Raw genomic sequence first — 16029 nt, 5'->3', positions numbered from 1 at the left:
TTTCCCTTCACAGCGATCGTAATCTTCATCGGCTCTCGCCGAGGATGGGCACCAGCTTGAGGCTAGTTTTTCGTTGCGGTGCTGATGGCGTCAAGCACCGCGTCGATGGTCTGCTCGAAATCCAGCTCCGAGGAGTCAACGGTCATGACCCCGTCGGCGGCCTGGGTGAAGTTCACCACGGTGGAGTCCTTCGCATCGCGCGCCAGCACCTGGGTGGCCAGCTGCGCGTTGCTCTGGGTTCCGCCCAACTGCAGGCCGCGGCGGCGCAGGCGGGCTTCCTCCGAAGCAGTCAGCAGGATGCGCGCATCGGCATCCGGGGCGACCACGGTGGTGATGTCGCGGCCTTCGGCCACGATGCGGGCGTTGGCGGCGATGATCTCCTGCTGGCGGCGGACCAGTTCGGCTCGCGCGTCCAGGTTGGTGGCCACGGTGGAGACCTGCTCGGAGATGCGCGGTTCGCGGATCGCCGCGGTCACATCCACCCCGCCAATTTCGACCAGTTCGGCATCCGGATCAACCGAGATGGACAGCTTCGCATCGCGCACAGCCTGGGCCACGGCGTCTGCGTTGGCCAGGTCGGTGCCGTCGGCGAGCACCGAGTAGGTGATCGCGCGGTACATGGCACCGGTGTCCAGGTAAGCTGCGCCCAGCTTGCGGGCGACGGCCTTGGAGACCGAGGACTTGCCGGAGCCGCTGGGGCCATCGATGGCAATAACAAGCTTGTCGTTGTTCAAGGTGCTCACTGGGCTACTTTCCATCCGTTCTTGGTCAATACGTCGATCAATTCATCGCGCCGGCCGGGCACGACCGAAACATCCACCATGCCGACCTGGTGGCCGGCGGAGTGCTCCATGCGCAAATCCTCGATATTGATCTGCGCATCGCCGATTTCGGTCAGCAGCTGCGCGATCTGCCCCGGGCGGTCGTCGATCACGACGGTCACCAGGGCGAAGGCCTGCGGAGGTGCGCCGTGCTTGCCCGGGATCCGGGCACGCCCGGCGTTGCCTTCGGTCATCAGCTGCGAGAGGTCCAGCAGCGCGCCGGCCCCTTGAGGGTTGCGCAGCGTGTTGATCAGCCGGTCCAGGTCTTCCTTCATCCCGGTCAGGATCGGCACCAGCGCGTCGGCATTGTGCGAGAAGATCTGGATCCAGAGCTTCTCGTCGCTGGCCGCGATGCGCGTGGTGTCGCGCAGCCCGTTGCCGGCCAGGGCCAGCTGGTGGCTTTCGGCGTTCAGCAGGCGCGAGGCGATCATCGAGCTGGCCGCCTGCGGGAAGTGGCTGATCAGCGCGACGGATTCGTCATGCTCGGTGACGCTCATCCGGTGCATGGTCGCGCCCAGGTCGATGGCCAGGGATTCGGCGGCCTTCACGCGCGAGGCCTGCGCCCCGTCGTGGGCGCAGATGACCCACGGCATGGAGGTGAACAGCTCGCCGCGGGCGGCGGCCGGGCCGGATTTCTCGCGGCCGGCCATTGGGTGCGTCCCCACGTAGCGGGATCTCTCTGCCTCTCCCAGCCGGGAATCGGCCAGCACGCCGGCCAGGATCGAGCCCTTGACGCTGGCGATATCCACCACCGTGGCGTTCGGGTAGGCCAGCAGCGCGTCGCCGACCAGCGCGGCGGTGACATCCGGCGGAGCGCCGATCACTACCAGCTCGGGGGCGATCTGCTGGTTATCCAGCAGCACGCCGGCGCCGATGTCCTGGGCAACCCCGGCCGCGGTCGGCGAAATATCCGACAGGTAGACGTGCACGCCCTTGGCGCGCAGTCCCAGTCCCACCGAGGTGCCCAGCAAGCCGGTGCCGATGACCAGCACCGGGCCTGCGAGGTGCGAGGCGGCCATCAGCTACATCCCCACCATGGCCATGAGGTGCCCGACTTCCTGGTTGCCCAGGGAGCGGATGGTGCCCTGCTTCTGGTCGCCCAGCTGCACCGGGCCCACTGCGACGCGCACCAGGCGCTGGACCGGGTGGCCGACGGCGTCGAACATGCGGCGCACGATGCGGTTGCGGCCCGAGTGCAGAGTCACCTCGACCATCACGTGCTTCGGGGTGGTGGCGATGATCTTCAGGTCATCGACCTTGATCCAGCCGTCTTCGAGCTTGATGCCCTCGCGCAGCTGGTTGCTCACCGCGCGCGGCAGCGGGCCGGGGATCTGCACTAGGTAGGTCTTCGGGACCTCGTACTTCGGGTGCTGCAGGCGGTTGGCCAGCTCGCCGTCGTTGGTCAGGATCAGCACGCCTTCGGTCTTGTAGTCCAGGCGTCCGACGTGGAACAGGCGCAGCGACTTGTGCTCGTTCTTGAAGTAGTCGGCGATGGTGCGCCGGCCTTCCGGGTCGTCCATCGTGCACATCACGTGCTTCGGCTTGTTGAAGACGAAGTAGCGGTTGGCCTGGTTCGTCTGGATGCGCATGCCGTCGACGTGGATGCGGTCCTTGTCCGGGTCCACGCGGGTGCCCAGCTCGACGACGAGGTTGCCGTTGACCTCGACGCGGCCTTCGAGGATCATCTCCTCGCAGACACGGCGCGACGCCACCCCGGCGTTGGCCATGGCCTTCTGCAGGCGGATGCCATCCTGCTGCTCCCCGTTGATCTCGCGGGCCGCTTGGTTCTCGGCACGGGCCTGGGCGCGGGCGCGCTGGGTCGGGCGTGCGTAGTTGTTCGGCACGGAGTTGCCGAAGCGTTCCTTGCCGAAAGCCCGCTCGGAGTTCTTGCGCGCTGCCGAAGTGTTGCGCTTGGCCGGGTTCGACTTCTCGCCCGGCTTGCCGGAGGACGACTTGCCGTACGGCTTCTCGCCGAAGGACTTGCCGCCGGTGCGGCCAGCGCCACCTGGCTTGCCGTAGGACTTGCCGCCGTTGCTGTTGCGGCCGCCTGCTGGCTTGCCGCCGAAGTTTGAATTGCCGCCGCGTTCATTGCGGCCGGAGGAGGATCCCCTGCTCATGCTTGCCTGTGTCCCTTGCTGTTACGTGTTCGCTGCGCGAGCCCGCCAGTGGCATCGGCTTCACGCGTGGTTGGTCCGGTGTAGCTGCCGGCTGGCAGCTACCTAGTCGTCGTAGGTTGCCGAATCGAGCGATTCGAGGTCGGCCACCCCGGGAAGATGTGGGGACAGCGCAGGCAACTCATCAAGCGAGCCCAGTCCCAGTCGTTCCAGGAAGTATTCGGTGGTTTGGTACAGCGTCGCTCCGCCATCCCCAACTTCCGGATACTCCGTGATCAATCCGCGGGTGAGCAGCGTGCGCACCACTGAATCGACGTTGACACCTCGAATCGCCGAAATACGTCCACGCGAGACCGGCTGTCGGTAAGCGATGACAGCCAGGGTTTCTAGGGCGGCCTGCGACAGGCGTGCTGTCTGCCCGTCGAGCACATAACTGGAGACGAAATCGGCGTAATCGGCCCGCGAATAGAAGCGCCACCCGGAGGCGACGCGACGCAGTTCAAATCCGCGCGGGCGATCCTTACCATCATACTCGGAAGCAAGATTCTCCAAAGCGGCGGCAACCCTGGCCGTGGGCACCTCGAAGATTTCGGCCAAACGTGCCGAGGATACGGGGATATCGGCGACCATCAGCACCGCTTCAAGACCCGATTCCAGGCCCCCCGGCAGCCGGTCAATGGGTGCAATCTCACTCATGATTCACCTCACCACCACTCCCCTCGTAGTCGTCTTGCACCGCCTGCGCATCGAAGCTCGATTCCTGGATCAGCGAGATCAGCAGCGGCCCGAGCGGATCTTGTTGCGCAAAGCTGATGGCTTTCTGTCTGAACATCTCCAACAATGCCAGAAAACGCACGACTACCACCAGCTGCGCCGGCGCGTCCGCGACCAGCTCGGTGAAGGCCAGCGTGCCGCGGGCTTCGAGCAGGGCGGTGATCGCCTCGGCTTCCTCGGCGATCGTGACATTCGCCCCGTGCAAGTGCCCGATCCCGACCTCGGTGGCAGGTTCGGGTTTCGGCGCCAGCGCCTTGGCAGCCATCGCGGCCAGCGCGTCGGGCCCGATGGTGAACACCAGTTCCGGCAGCAGGGCGGCGAACTGCGGCTCCAGCGAGACCTCGCGGGGATGCCGGGCGCCCTCGGCGGTGTAGCGTTCGCCCAGGAATTCGGCGGCCTGCTTGAAAGCCTTGTACTGCAGCAGGCGGGCGAACAGCAGGTCGCGGGCTTCGAGCAGCTCGAAGTCCTCCTCGTCGGCCATTTCGCCACGCGGCAGCAGCCGGGCAGCCTTCAGATCCAGCAGCGTGGAGGCGACCACGAGGAATTCGGTGGTCTCGTCGAGCACCTTCATCCCGTCGCTGCCGCTTTCTGCGCTGGCAGCCTGCAGTTCGCGCAGGTAGGCGATGAATTCGTCAGTGACCTCGGCCAGTGCGACCTCGGTGATATCCAGCTCGCGCTTGGTAATCAGGTGCAGCAGCACATCGAAGGGCCCGTTGAAGTTCTGCAGGGCAAGGCGAAAACCGCCAGCCGATTCCTGCCCAGCTTCAGCTGGCGTCGTGGATTCGGTGGCGGTTTCCTCGCTGAGCGTGGCGCTCATTACGGGGCACCACCACGCCAAATCAGTTCGCGGGCGAGGTTGCGGTATGCCTCGGCACCCGGGTGGTTGGCCGCGTAGGAAGTTATCGGTTCGGCGGCCACGTTCGCATCGGCGAACTTGATGGTGCGCTTGATCACGGTTTCGAAGAGCTTGTCGCCGAAGGCCTCATCCAGCCGGGTGATGACCTCGCGGCTGTGCAGGGTGCGCGCGTCGTACATGGTGGCCACCACGCCGTCCAGCTCCAGCACCTGGTTCAGCCGGTCCTTGACCTTGTCGATGGTTTCCATCAGCAGGGCCACCGCACGCAGCGCGAAGAACTCTGCGGTCAGCGGGATGATCACGCCGTGGGCGGCGGTCAGCGCGTTGATGGTCAGCAGGCCCAAGGAAGGCTGGCAGTCGATGAGCACCACATCGTAGTCGTCGATGACGTGGCGCAGCGCGCGTTCGAGCACCTGCTCGCGGGCGACCTCGTTGACCAGCTGCACCTCGGCGGCGGACAGATCGATGTTGGCCGGCAGCAGATCGATGTTCTCGACGTCGGTCTTCACGATCGCGTCGGTGATCTTGACCTTGCGGTCCATCAGCACGTTGTAGACGGTGATGTCCATTTCGTGCGGGTTGGTTCCGAAACCCGCGGACAGCGCGCCCTGCGGGTCGAAGTCCACCAGCAGCACCTTGCGGCCGTACTCGGCGAGCGCGGCGGCGAGGTTGATGGTGGAGGTGGTCTTGCCGACGCCGCCCTTCTGGTTCACCATGGCGATCACGCGTGCCGGGCCGTGCGAAGGCAGCGGTGCTGGCACGGGGAAATCTGTCAATGGCTTGCCAGTTGGACCCACCGGACGAGGCTCCTTGAGCATCCCCGCTCCGCGGTGCTTATTTCCCTGTTCCTCGCTCACGATGGGTAAACCACACTTCCCGTTCGATAAACCTGATTCCTCGAGCTTTAAGCTCATTCCAAGGTTATCGGCCGAAGCAAAAGATCTTTGTTTTTTGGGCTCCTTCACGGCGAGCCTTTACCTTGAACCTTAGCTCTAATGTTGTATGCGAGCTGAATGCCAACTGGCCTTAACCGAAAGGCAGCGATGAAGGCGATTGCCAAGTTCCTCAGCCTGGCCGAAGCCGAGCCGGGCAGCACCCAGGCCGAGGCGCTGCACGATTACTGGAACTACATCGCCTCCCTGCTGGCCGCCCAGCGGATCCAGGTGCCCGCCGAGGAGCTGGTGAAGCTGGAGCACGAGGTCCATTTCGGCCCGCGCCTGCAGCGGCTGCTCGCTTCGGGCGGCCGCTGATCCGGCGCCCAGCCCGGTAATCCGCTGGCGCTCCGGCCGAGCTCTTGCACCTGCCGCCGTGCGGTGGTCGAATGGTTGAACACGCGTTGGTAACTGGTGGCCAAAGGGGCGAGGGCGATGTTCACGAGAATGCTCGGCAATTGCACGGTGTCCGATGTGTCTCGGGCGGAGAACTGGTATGCCCGGCTCTTTGGCCGGGCGCCGGATGCGCGGCCCATGGACAGGCTGATCGAATGGCATCTGGCCCCGGGCATCGGCGTCCAGGTCTTCGCGGACCCCGAACGCGCAGGGCACAGCACAGTAGTCCTGGAAGTCGCCGACTTGGATGCCCAGGCCGAACGCCTGCTCGAATCAGGCATCGAGCACCATGGCCCGCAGCCCGGCGGCGGGGCACGGATCCTGCAGCTTCAGGACCCCAACGGCAACCGGGTGGTGCTCGCTTCTCCGCTGGTGGGACTTTCGCGCTGAGCCTGGCCCCAGATGCTCAGGCCTGCTCTGCCACCCAATCGAAGGACCATGGCAGCAGTTCACCGATGGCGATGCTGCGCGCCCCGCCCGGTGTCTGGACAATAACCCGCAGCCGCGGATAGCTGTCGGCCATCACCTGCCGGCAGCGACCGCACGGGTTCTTGATTCCGCGCCCCTGATTGCCCACCGCGACCACCACCTGCGGATCCACCGCCCCGGAGGCGCGAGCGGCTCCCAGGGCCACCAGCTCTGCGCACGGGCCTCCAGTGAAATGGTAGAAATTCACTCCTGCATGCATCGTGCCATCGGCAGCAAGCACAGCGGCCCCCATGGTGTGCATCCCGTCGCCGCCATCGGGCGCGTCGGTCACCGCCTCGATGGTCCGCCGGGCCAGCTCAATCAGCTCTACTTCGGCTTCTGCCAGTTCACGGCAGTGCAGCGCGTACGGTGTTGCGTTCATGGCTCCAGCCTAGCCACAGGCCTCTCGCAGCCACGACGCTTTGGCCTGTCGTGCCAATAGACCTTAAACCCAGAAATCCGCTACCCGAACGTGTCGGATAACGGATTCCTGGCTAAGGGCCTGGCGGACTAGTGCCCTTCGACGCTGTTTTCGTCGAATGGACGGTTGCCGGCCAGCACTGCCTGGGCCTGGTCCATGTCGATTTCCTTGGTCCACTTGCCGATCAGCAGCGTTGCCACGGCGTTGCCGGTGAAGTTGGTCAGCGCGCGGGCCTCGGACATGAACTTGTCGATGCCCACGATCACGCCCATGCCGTCCAGCAGCTCCGGACGGTGCGACTGCAGGCCTGCAGCCAGGGTTGCCAGGCCGGCACCGGTCACGCCGGCGGCGCCCTTGGAAGCGATGATCATGAAGAGCAGCAGGCCGATCTGCTCGCCCAGGCTCATCGGCATGCCCATCGCGGTGGAGACGAACAGGGCAGCCATGGTCAGGTAGATGGCGGTGCCATCGAGGTTGAAGGAGTAGCCGGTCGGCACGGTGATGCCGACAACCGGCTTGGACACGCCAGCGTGCTCCATCTTGGCGATCAGGCGCGGCAGCGCCGACTCGGAGGAAGAGGTGGAGAAGATCAGCAGGTACTCGCGAGCCAGGTACTTCAACAGCAGGAAGATATTCAGGCCGGTGACCAGGCGCAGCAGGCTGCCCAGGACGACGACGATGAACAGCGCGCAGGTGACGTAGAAGGCACCCATGAGGATCGCCATCGAGCCGATGGCGGCCCAGCCGGTAGCACCGACCACTGCGGCGATGGCACCGAACGCGCCGATCGGGGCGGCCCACATGATCATCATCATCAAGCGGAAGACCACGGCCTGGATGTGCTTGATGCCGTTGAGCACCGGTTCGCCACTCTTGCCCATGGACTGCAGCGCGAAGCCGACCAGCAATGCCAGCACCAGGGTAGGCAGCACGGGGATGTCGCCCGGAATCATGTCCAGCAGGAAGGCCACGGTGGAGTTCTCTCCGCCCTTGGCGCCCGACTCATACGGTTCGAGCTGCAGGCCCGAACCCGGGTGGATGATGTTGCCCACGACCAGGCCGATGGCCAGCGCGAAGGTGGACATGGTGATGAAGTACAGCAGCGCCAGGCCGCCGACCTTGCCGACGGTCGCCGCCTTGGCGATGGAGCCGACCCCAAGCACGATGGTGCAGAAGATGACCGGTGCGATCAGCATCTTGATCAGCGCGACGAATCCGGTGCCCAGCGGCTTGAGCGCCTTGCCGAGATCCGGGGCCATCAGGCCGACCGCTGCGCCGAGCACCACGGCGGCAATCACCATGATGTACAGCCAGTGGGTCTTGTCCTTCTTCTTCGTTCCGGCCTGCGGCGAATTGCCTGCCGGCGTCATCTGGTCTGTGACAGCCATTGCGTGGTCCTACCCTCGTGTGCGTGTGGAACCGGACGGCGCACCCTTGCGCGGCCGGCATTACGTAGAATCGTTCTGTATCCATGGTGCGGCGCAAAGTGATCCGCATCTCCATTGCGTTCATATTGGTCACGCGGTGGGCCTGCCAGGAGCAACCAGCACGAGGAGATGCGCGCAGTGACCGATCATTTCACCGACCTGTCGCTGGCCCGGCGCGCTGGCAACACCGCTTCCCCCGCCCCGCTGAGCCGCGACGGCTGGTCCCTGGCGGTCGTCATCTTCGCGGCGCAGATGCTGGTGGTCATCCTCGTTGTCGTGGGCCTGGCCGTCGCCACCTACCAGCACCAGGCGCAGGTGATCCAGGACGACAAGCAGGCCACGGTGGCCGCGATCTCCATCACCCTGGCCAACGACCCCTTCGTGGCCGAAGCGCTGGCCGGCGAGAACCCCACCGAGCTGCTGCAGCCCTACACCAACAAGATCCTGGACCGCGGGCAGGGCGTGGATTTCATCACGATCATGACCGCCGAAGCCCTGCGCGTCACCCACCCCAATCCCGCGCAGCTGGGCAAGCCTTATTCGGGGAGCATCCGCCAGGCGCAGGCCGGCCAAACCTACAACGAGGTCGCCTTGGGCACCCTGGGGCTTTCGGTGCGCACCATCGCCCCGGTGTACCACGATGGCAAGCTGGTGGGCATGGTCGCCACTGGCATCACGCTGGAAAGCCTGCAGTCGATCTACCGCAGCGAGCTGCCGCAGATCCTGGCCGTGTCGGCGCTGGCCTTGCTGCTGGCCGGCTTCAGCTCATGGTCCTTTTCCCGCTACGTCAACCAGGCCACGCTGGGCTTCGGCCCGCACGGGTTGCGCCGGCTCTACGCCTTCTATTTCTCCGCGCTGCATTCGGTGCGCGAAGGCCTGGTGCTGCTGGATCGGCGGCACCGCATCGTGCTCTATAACCAGGAAGCCTCCCGGTTGCTCGGCTTCCCCGAGGAGGTCCCTCCCGGCGGGTTGGATCTCGACCAGGTGCAGATCCCCGAAACCCTGCGCACCCTGATGGCGACCGGGCGCAGCTGCAAGGACGAGATCCATTTGGGCGCCCGCACGGTGCTGTCCATCTCCCAGGGGCCGGCCCGCCTGACCAACGCGCGCCTGCCCCGGCGCGGCGGGCTGCCGGTGCGCTGGTTCCGTTCCCAGCCGCTGACCGGACAGGTCATGACGCTGCGCGATCTGACCGAAGTGCAGGAGCTGGCCGGCGAGGTGCAGTCGCTGAAGACCTTCTCCACCGCCCTGCGAGCGCAGACCCATGAGCATGCCAACCGCCTGCACACCATTGCCACGCTGATCGAAAACGGGCAGAGCGGCAAGGCGCTGGCTTTCGCAGTCGATGACCGCCAGCACTCGCAGAAGCTCACCGATGCGATTGTGCATTCCATCGACGACGTCTACCTCTCCAGCCTGCTGGTGGCCAAGGCCGCCCAGGCGAACGAGCGCGGCGTGCAGCTCGATATCAACACGCAGGGACAGATCCCGAGCGACGCGTTCGCCGCCACCGATATCGTCACGATCGTCGGCAACCTGCTGGATAACGCGCTGGACGCCTCGGCCGGCACCGAGGACGCGACGGTGTGGGTGGAAGTCGCAGCGGCCGATGACGAGCTGATCATCTCGGTGGCCGATTCGGGTCCGGGCATCGAGCCGGAATTCCTCGATCAGCTGCTGCGCTTCGGGGTCAGCACGAAGGCCGGCGGCCAACCGCGCGGCCTCGGCCTGGCGCTGGTGCAGCAGGCGGTGCTCCGGCTAGGTGGCACAATGAATGTTGACAACGACGCCGGAGCAATCTTCACCGTCACCCTGCCCCTGAAAAACAGCGACTAGACCGGGAGGTTTCGAGTGCACGACTCCGCTGCAGCCACGCCCGCGCCGGGCTTGCCCGCGCACACCTTCAAGGTCCTCGTTGTCGACGACGAACCGGAAACCGCAGCTTCCCACGCGAAGTACGTCAACCGCGTGCCCGGATTCGCCACCGGAGCCATTGCAGCCAATGGCCAGCAGGCGCTCGCGCTGCTGTCCGAGGCGCGCGCAGCGCACGAACCCTTCGACCTGGTCCTGCTGGATATGACCTTGCCCGACCTGCACGGCATCGACGTCGCCAAGCGCATGCGCGGCCACGGGCTGACCACCGACATCATCGCGATCACCGCCGTGCGCGACCTGGCGGTGGTGCGTTCGGCGGTCGCCACAGGCATCACCCAGTACCTGATCAAGCCCTTCACCTTCGCGGCGTTCACCGAGAAATTGGAGAACCACCGGCGTTTCATTTCCGAGATCAGCTCCAGCGGCCCGGATACCAGCCAGGCCGCGCTGGATAATGCGTTCTCCGCGTTGCGCACCACCACCGCCTCGGCGTCGCTGCCCAAGGGCCTGATCCCTGAAACGCTGGCGCAGATCACCGGCCTGCTGCGCAGCAAGCCCGATACCTGCTTGTCCGCCACCGAGCTCGGCGAAGAGCTGGGCATCTCCCGCGTCACCGCACGGCGCTATCTGGAGCATCTGACCGAGGCCAAGGCCGTGGTCAAGCAGCCCCGGCACGGCACGAGAGGCCGCCCGGAATATGAATACCGGGCGGCCTCCCATGGCTAGCACTGCCGAGATCTAGGCCTCTGGACGCAGCAGCGGCACCAGCTCGTCGAGCACGCTCGTGTCCTCGATGGTCGACGGGACCGAGTACTCCTTGCCGTCGGCAATCTGCCGCATGGTCTTGCGCAGGATCTTGCCCGAACGGGTCTTGGGCAGCGCGGCGACGACGGTGACCTCGCGGAAGTCGGCGACCGCACCGATGTGCTGGCGCACCAGCGCGACGATTTCCTTCTTCAACGTTTCCTCCTCGACGTCCACCCCGGACTTGAGCACCACGTAGCCGCTGGCCCGCTGGCCCTTGAGCGCATCGGCCAGTCCGATCACGGCGCATTCTGCCACGGCCGGATGGCTGGCCAGCACCTGTTCCATGGCGCCGGTGGACAACCTGTGCCCTGACACGTTGATCACGTCATCGGTGCGCCCCATGACGAACAGGTAGCCGTCGTCGTCCAGGTAACCGGAATCGCCGGTCAGGTAGAACCCGTCGATCTGCGACAAGTAGGTGTCGATGAAGCGCTGGTCGTTGCCCCACAGGGTGGTCAGCGCGCCGGGCGGCAAGGGCAGCCGGACGACGATATTGCCTTCCTGGTTCGCACCGAGCCGCTCGCCCAGCGCGTCGCGGATCTGCACGTCGAAGCCAGGCACAGGGGGCGGTAGGCGAACCGGCCTTGGCCGGCAGCTCCTCCAGGCCCAGCGGGTTCGAGGCGATCGGCCAGCCGGTTTCGGTCTGCCACCAGTTGTCCACCACCGGAATGCCCAGCAGCTTCGAGGCGAAGTGGTAGGTGTCAGGGTCCAGCCGCTCGCCGGCGACGAACAGCGCGCGCAGGCTGGACAGATCGTGGCTGGCGATCAGCGCACCTTCCGGATCGTCCTTGCGCACCGCGCGCAACGCCGTCGGCGCGGTGAACATCGTGGTGACCTTGTGGTCCGCGATGATGCGGCCGAAGACCCCGGCGTCCGGGGTGCCGATGGGCTTGCCCTCGTAGAGCACCGTGGTGGCGCCGGCGATCAGCGGCGCGTAGACGATGTAGGAGTGGCCGACCACCCAGCCCACATCGGAGGCGGTGAACATGGTGTCGTCCGGATGCACGTCGTAGATCGCGTTCATGGAGAACTGCAGCGCGGTGGCGTAGCCGCCAGTATCACGCACCACGCCCTTGGGTGCCCCGGTGGTGCCCGACGTGTACAGCACGTAGAGCGGGTGGGTGGATGGCACGGACACCGGCCCGGCCGGCGACGCGGTCTTCGCCTGCTCATCCCAGTCCAGCCAATTGATCTGCTGCCCGTTGACCGGCTTGCCCTGGTATTCGTACAGCGAGTGCTCGAAGCCTTCGCGGCGGGCGACGATCACGTCCTTGACCGCAGGCTCCGCCAGGCTCAGCGCCTCGGCCACCGCCGGCAGGTATTCGATGCGGCGGCTCGGCTCGATGCCGCCCGAGGCGGTGACGATCGCCACCGGGGCGCAGTCGGTGATGCGTGCCGCCAGTTCCTTGGGCGCGAAGCCGCCGAAGACTACAGAATGGATGGCGCCCAGTCGGGCGCAGGCGAGCATCGCGATGGCCGCCTGCGGGATCATCGGCAGGTAGATCAGCACGCGGTCCCCGGTCTTCACGCCGCGTTCGGCCAGCACGCCGGCGAAGACTTCCACTTCGCGCAGCAGCTCGGAGTAGGTGTATTTGGTGACGGTGCCCAGCATGGCCGAATCGTAGATCAGCGCGGTGCTCTCCCCGCGGCCGGCGTCGACGTGGCGGTCCAGTGCGTTGGCCGAAAGGTTCAGCGTGCCATCCGGGAACCAGCCGTACAGCGGTTTGCGCGAATCGTCCAACGCAATCTGCGGTGCCGTTTCCCAGCGGATATCCTCGGCGGCTTGCAGCCAGAATGCTGCTGGGTCAGTGGTGGCTTGCTCAAAGGCCTGGCGGTATTCCTGCACCATGGTTCTCTCCTCCTGGCCCCGGGCGTCATTACCCGGCACCTGCGTGGTGATTGAGGTCGTCCTCTTGGCATTAACTGTATGAGTACGATCACATGATCGCAACTACGTTGTATACAGATTTTGAAAAACTTCCAAATAAATCGGATCCTGCTCACAAATTTCTCGCTTCTATGTATACACTGGAGCCATGAGAGCAAGCGATAAGGTCTACGACAGCCTCCGCGCCGACATCGTCGAATGGCGGCTGGCTCCCGGCACCGTTCTTGCCGAAGTAGAGCAGTCCGAACGCCTGGGCGTGTCCCGCACTCCAGTGCGCGAGGCCCTGGGCCGATTGGTCGCCGACGGCTTGGCGGTGCAGCAACGCGGACGCGGCGCTGTCGTGTCCGAGGTCAGCGAAGACCACGTAGAGGACCTGTTCGTTCTGCGCGTGGCGCTGGAATGCGCCAGCGCACGCGAAGCTGCCAAGTCGACGGAGCGAGCGGCCTTCAACGAGCTGGCCAGCCGCTTCGAAGCAGCCGTCAAGGAAGTGGAGTTTCCCGGATCCCGGGAGTCCTACTACCAGCTGGTGCAGCTGCTGGACGAGTCGATCGACGAAGCGGCCAGCAACAAGTACCTGTCCAACGCGCTACGCACCTTGCGGGTGAACCTGCAACGGGTGCGGCGCCTGGCCAAGGACAATCCCGAAAGGCTCAAGGCTTCCGCTTCCGAGCATGCGGCCATCGCACGAGCGATTGCCAGCGGTAACCCAGAGGTCGCAGCCGCGGCCACCACAGTCCACCTGCACGAATCCTTCACCCACATCATGACCCACGCGGTCGGATCAGAAAGGCAGTTAGCATGATCAACCACCCAGTACGCGTATACCGCTCCGAGGAAAACCTGGCTCGCGAAGACCAGCTGGCACATAAGATCGCCAAGGTTGCCGCCGATCCGGTAGAGGTCACCAGCGAAGTGACCGAAATGATCATCAACCGCATCATCGACAACGCTTCGGTTGCCATCGCGTCGCTGAACCGCGGCCCGATTATCGCTGCCCGCGCCCAGGCGCTGACCCATGCCCCTTCCACCGGCGGCAAGGGCGCCTCGGTGTTCGGCATTTCCGAGAAGGTGTCCCCCGAATGGGCTGCCTGGGCCAACGGCGTGGCCGTGCGCGAACTGGACTACCACGACACCTTCCTGGCCGCCGAGTACTCCCACCCGGGCGATAACATTCCGCCGATCCTGGCCGTTGCCCAGCACACCGGCGCATCGGGCAAGGACCTGATCCGCGGCATCGCCACCGGCTACGAAATCCAGGTGGACCTGGTTAAGGCCATCTGCCTGCACAAGCACAAGATCGATCACGTAGCGCACCTGGGCCCATCGGCCGCCGCCGGCATCGGCACCCTGCTCGGACTCGATGTCGAGACCATCTTCCAGGCCGTGGGCCAGGGCCTGCACACCACCACCGCCACCCGCCAGTCGCGCAAGGGCGAAATCTCCACCTGGAAGGCCCACGCCCCGGCCTTCGCCGGCAAGATGGCAGTCGAGGCCGCCGACCGCGCCATGCGCGGCCAGACCTCCCCAGTGCCGATCTACGAAGGCGAAGACGGCGTCATCGCCTGGATGCTCGATGGCAAGGACGCCGCCTACGAGGTGCCGCTGCCAGAGGCCGGCGAAGCCAAGCGCGCCATCCTGGACACCTACACCAAGGAGCACTCGGCCGAGTACCAGGCGCAGGCCTGGATCGACCTGGCCCGCAAGCTGCACGGCGAGCACCCGGAAGCCACCGACCCGAAGAACGTGGCCTCGGTGCTGATCAAGACCAGCCACCACACCCACTACGTCATCGGCTCCGGCGCCAACGACCCGCAGAAGTACGATCCGACCGCTTCGCGCGAGACTCTGGACCACTCGATCCCGTACATCTTCACCGTCGCCCTGCAGGACGGCGCTTGGCACCACGTGGATTCCTACTCGCCGGAGCGCGCCGGCCGTGCCGATACCGTTGAGCTGTGGAACAAGGTCACCACCGAGGAAGACGCCGAGTGGACCCGCCGCTACCACTCGCTGGACATCGCGGAGAAGGCCTTCGGCGGTTCGGTGGAAATCACACTGAACGACGGCACCGTGATCACCGATCAGATCGCCGTTGCCGACGCGCACCCGCTGGGCGCCCGTCCATTCGCCCGCGAGCAGTACATCAACAAGTTCCGCACCCTCGCCGAGGGCCTGGTCGACGAGGCGGAGATCAACCGCTTCATCGCCGCCGCCGAGAACCTGGAAAACCTGGCCGCCGGCGAACTGGATCAGCTGAACATCCAGGCCGCAGCAGGGGTCGTCGACACCGCGGACGCACCGAAGGGCCTGTTCTAAGATGCTGTACTCAACCAAGACCCCCGCTGCAAAGCGCGTTGCGCTGCGCGAGATGCTCACCCCGGGTGCTGCCCGCCAGTTCCCGGGAGCCTTCAACCCGCTCTCGGCCAAGCTGATCAGCGAGAAGAATTTCGACGGCGTCTACATCTCCGGTGCGGTGCTGGCCAACGATCTGGGCCTGCCGGATATCGGCCTGACCTCGTTGACCGAGGTGGCCACCCGCGCCGGGCAGATCGCCCGCATGACCGACCTGCCGTCGATCGTGGATGCCGATACAGGTTTCGGCGAGCCGATGAACGTGGCCCGCACCATCCAGGAACTGGAATACGCCGGCCTGGCCGGCTGCCACATCGAGGACCAGTTCAACCCGAAGCGCTGCGGGCACCTGGATGGCAAGAACGTGGTGGATACCGAAACCATGCTCAAGCGCATCGCGGCCGCCGCCGACGCGCGCATCGATGGGAACTTCCTGATCATGGCCCGCACCGACATCCGTGCGGTCGAGGGCCTGGATGCGGCAGTCGATCGTGCCAAGGCGATGGTGGACGCCGGAGCGGACGCGATCTTCCCGGAGGCGATGAAGAATGTCGCCGAGTTCGAGGCGATCTGCAACGCGGTCGACGTGCCGGTACTGGCCAACATGACCGAGTTCGGCAAGTCCGAATTGTTCAAGCGTCAGGAACTGGCAGATGCAGGCGTCGCGCTGATTATCTACCCGGTCACCCTGCTGCGCAGCGCCATGGGCGCCGCTGAACGCGTACTGGATGCCATCAGCGAGGATGGCACCCAGCAGCGCGAAGTGGATAACATGTTGACCAGGTCACGTTTGTACGAGCTCGTGGACTACGAGGCCTACAACCGCTTCGATACCGGAATCTTCAACTTCCAGGTCCCGACCCTGGACATTGATTCCAACAGCGCGAACCTCTAGGCT

General features: G+C 65.4%; 15 protein-coding genes and 1 pseudogene. 7 read left to right on the top strand and 9 right to left on the bottom strand.

The genetic code is table 11. The annotated features are described in order from the left end of the window. Window positions 1–62 precede the first annotated feature (62 nt). From cmk to ACLQ8T_RS05545, 6 genes are all read right to left on the bottom strand, one after another. Window positions 63–773 carry a (d)CMP kinase gene (gene cmk, locus ACLQ8T_RS05570; RefSeq protein ID WP_413456376.1) on the bottom strand — a complete coding sequence of 237 codons (711 nt, stop codon included), beginning with the start codon at window positions 771–773 and terminating at the stop codon, window positions 63–65. Next, a complete protein-coding gene (locus tag ACLQ8T_RS05565; protein ID WP_413455951.1) occupies window positions 740–1840 on the bottom strand; it encodes a prephenate dehydrogenase in 1101 nt (366 codons plus the stop codon). The genes cmk and ACLQ8T_RS05565 overlap by 34 nt, the downstream gene beginning before the upstream one ends. 3 nt (window positions 1841–1843) lie before the next feature. Continuing rightward, entirely contained in the window at window positions 1844–2938 is a 1095-nt protein-coding gene (locus tag ACLQ8T_RS05560; protein WP_413455950.1) for a pseudouridine synthase, read from the bottom strand. A 102-nt stretch (window positions 2939–3040) separates the two neighbouring features. After that, window positions 3041–3631, bottom strand: a complete 591-nt coding sequence (gene scpB / locus ACLQ8T_RS05555) for an SMC-Scp complex subunit ScpB (RefSeq protein ID WP_413455949.1) — start codon at window positions 3629–3631, stop codon at window positions 3041–3043. After that, on the bottom strand, window positions 3624–4526 hold the full coding sequence (locus ACLQ8T_RS05550) for a segregation and condensation protein A (RefSeq protein ID WP_413455948.1): 903 nt from the start codon (window positions 4524–4526) through the stop codon (window positions 3624–3626). Before ACLQ8T_RS05550 ends, scpB begins: the two co-directional genes overlap by 8 nt. Beyond that, window positions 4526–5422 carry a ParA family protein gene (locus ACLQ8T_RS05545; protein ID WP_038990337.1) on the bottom strand — a complete coding sequence of 299 codons (897 nt, stop codon included), beginning with the start codon at window positions 5420–5422 and terminating at the stop codon, window positions 4526–4528. The genes ACLQ8T_RS05550 and ACLQ8T_RS05545 overlap by 1 nt, the downstream gene beginning before the upstream one ends. 156 nt (window positions 5423–5578) lie before the next feature. On the opposite strand from ACLQ8T_RS05545, the gene ACLQ8T_RS05540 reads away from it, so the two are divergent. Further along, entirely contained in the window at window positions 5579–5815 is a 237-nt protein-coding gene (locus ACLQ8T_RS05540) for a hypothetical protein (protein ID WP_413455947.1), read from the top strand. A 117-nt stretch (window positions 5816–5932) separates the two neighbouring features. Continuing rightward, on the top strand, window positions 5933–6283 hold the full coding sequence (locus ACLQ8T_RS05535; RefSeq protein WP_413455946.1) for a VOC family protein: 351 nt from the start codon (window positions 5933–5935) through the stop codon (window positions 6281–6283). 16 nt (window positions 6284–6299) lie between these two features. On the opposite strand, the gene ACLQ8T_RS05530 is transcribed toward ACLQ8T_RS05535, so the two are convergent. Together ACLQ8T_RS05530 and ACLQ8T_RS05525 are read right to left on the bottom strand one after the other, a co-directional pair. Then, window positions 6300–6743, bottom strand: a complete 444-nt coding sequence (locus ACLQ8T_RS05530; protein WP_413455945.1) for a cytidine deaminase family protein — start codon at window positions 6741–6743, stop codon at window positions 6300–6302. Between the two features lie 128 nt (window positions 6744–6871). Beyond that, a complete protein-coding gene (locus ACLQ8T_RS05525) occupies window positions 6872–8170 on the bottom strand; it encodes a cation:dicarboxylate symporter family transporter (RefSeq protein WP_413455944.1) in 1299 nt (432 codons plus the stop codon). Between the two features lie 177 nt (window positions 8171–8347). Between ACLQ8T_RS05525 and ACLQ8T_RS05520 the strand changes: the two genes are divergently transcribed. Next, complete coding sequence (locus tag ACLQ8T_RS05520) at window positions 8348–10045, top strand: ATP-binding protein (protein WP_413455943.1); 1698 nt, start codon at window positions 8348–8350, stop codon at window positions 10043–10045. A gap of 15 nt (window positions 10046–10060) precedes the next feature. After that, a complete protein-coding gene (locus ACLQ8T_RS05515) occupies window positions 10061–10810 on the top strand; it encodes a response regulator (RefSeq protein WP_413455942.1) in 750 nt (249 codons plus the stop codon). Window positions 10811–10822: 12 nt separating this feature from the next. On the opposite strand, the pseudogene ACLQ8T_RS05510 reads toward ACLQ8T_RS05515, so the two are convergent. Next, window positions 10823–12740 (bottom strand): annotated as a pseudogene (locus tag ACLQ8T_RS05510) (AMP-binding protein). A 187-nt stretch (window positions 12741–12927) separates the two neighbouring features. On the opposite strand from ACLQ8T_RS05510, the gene ACLQ8T_RS05505 reads away from it, so the two are divergent. From ACLQ8T_RS05505 to prpB, 3 genes are read left to right on the top strand one after another with little or no spacing between them, the layout of a single operon-like run. Further along, the gene (locus ACLQ8T_RS05505; RefSeq protein ID WP_413455941.1) at window positions 12928–13581 is read left to right on the top strand and encodes a GntR family transcriptional regulator; all 654 of its coding nucleotides are present in this window, start codon (window positions 12928–12930) and stop codon (window positions 13579–13581) included. After that, the gene (locus ACLQ8T_RS05500; protein ID WP_413455940.1) at window positions 13578–15095 is read left to right on the top strand and encodes an MmgE/PrpD family protein; all 1518 of its coding nucleotides are present in this window, start codon (window positions 13578–13580) and stop codon (window positions 15093–15095) included. Before ACLQ8T_RS05505 ends, ACLQ8T_RS05500 begins: the two co-directional genes overlap by 4 nt. Before the next feature lies 1 nt (window position 15096). After that, window positions 15097–16026 (top strand): methylisocitrate lyase, encoded by a 930-nt coding sequence (prpB, locus tag ACLQ8T_RS05495; RefSeq protein ID WP_413455939.1) that lies wholly within the window; start codon window positions 15097–15099, stop codon window positions 16024–16026. Window positions 16027–16029: the final 3 nt, after the last annotated feature.

The organism is Glutamicibacter sp. FR1 (genome assembly GCF_047300825.1).
In the GTDB taxonomy this organism is placed as follows: domain Bacteria; phylum Actinomycetota; class Actinomycetes; order Actinomycetales; family Micrococcaceae; genus Glutamicibacter; species Glutamicibacter nicotianae.
The sequence above is the reverse complement of the archived record's forward strand: the minus strand, read 5'-3'. Positions and strand labels throughout refer to the sequence as shown.

Coding starts and splice junctions, on each gene's coding strand:
- ACLQ8T_RS05530 (WP_413455945.1), bottom strand. CDS start 6,743: ATGAACGCAACACCGTACGCGCTGCACTGCCGTGAACTGGCAGAAGCC.
- ACLQ8T_RS05550 (WP_413455948.1), bottom strand. CDS start 4,526: ATGAGCGCCACGCTCAGCGAGGAAACCGCCACCGAATCCACGACGCCA.
- ACLQ8T_RS05540 (WP_413455947.1), top strand. CDS start 5,579: ATGCCAACTGGCCTTAACCGAAAGGCAGCGATGAAGGCGATTGCCAAG.
- ACLQ8T_RS05565 (WP_413455951.1), bottom strand. CDS start 1,840: ATGGCCGCCTCGCACCTCGCAGGCCCGGTGCTGGTCATCGGCACCGGC.
- ACLQ8T_RS05535 (WP_413455946.1), top strand. CDS start 5,933: ATGTTCACGAGAATGCTCGGCAATTGCACGGTGTCCGATGTGTCTCGG.
- ACLQ8T_RS05505 (WP_413455941.1), top strand. CDS start 12,928: ATGAGAGCAAGCGATAAGGTCTACGACAGCCTCCGCGCCGACATCGTC.
- ACLQ8T_RS05560 (WP_413455950.1), bottom strand. CDS start 2,938: ATGAGCAGGGGATCCTCCTCCGGCCGCAATGAACGCGGCGGCAATTCA.
- ACLQ8T_RS05525 (WP_413455944.1), bottom strand. CDS start 8,170: ATGGCTGTCACAGACCAGATGACGCCGGCAGGCAATTCGCCGCAGGCC.
- scpB (WP_413455949.1), bottom strand. CDS start 3,631: ATGAGTGAGATTGCACCCATTGACCGGCTGCCGGGGGGCCTGGAATCG.
- prpB (WP_413455939.1), top strand. CDS start 15,097: ATGCTGTACTCAACCAAGACCCCCGCTGCAAAGCGCGTTGCGCTGCGC.
- ACLQ8T_RS05500 (WP_413455940.1), top strand. CDS start 13,578: ATGATCAACCACCCAGTACGCGTATACCGCTCCGAGGAAAACCTGGCT.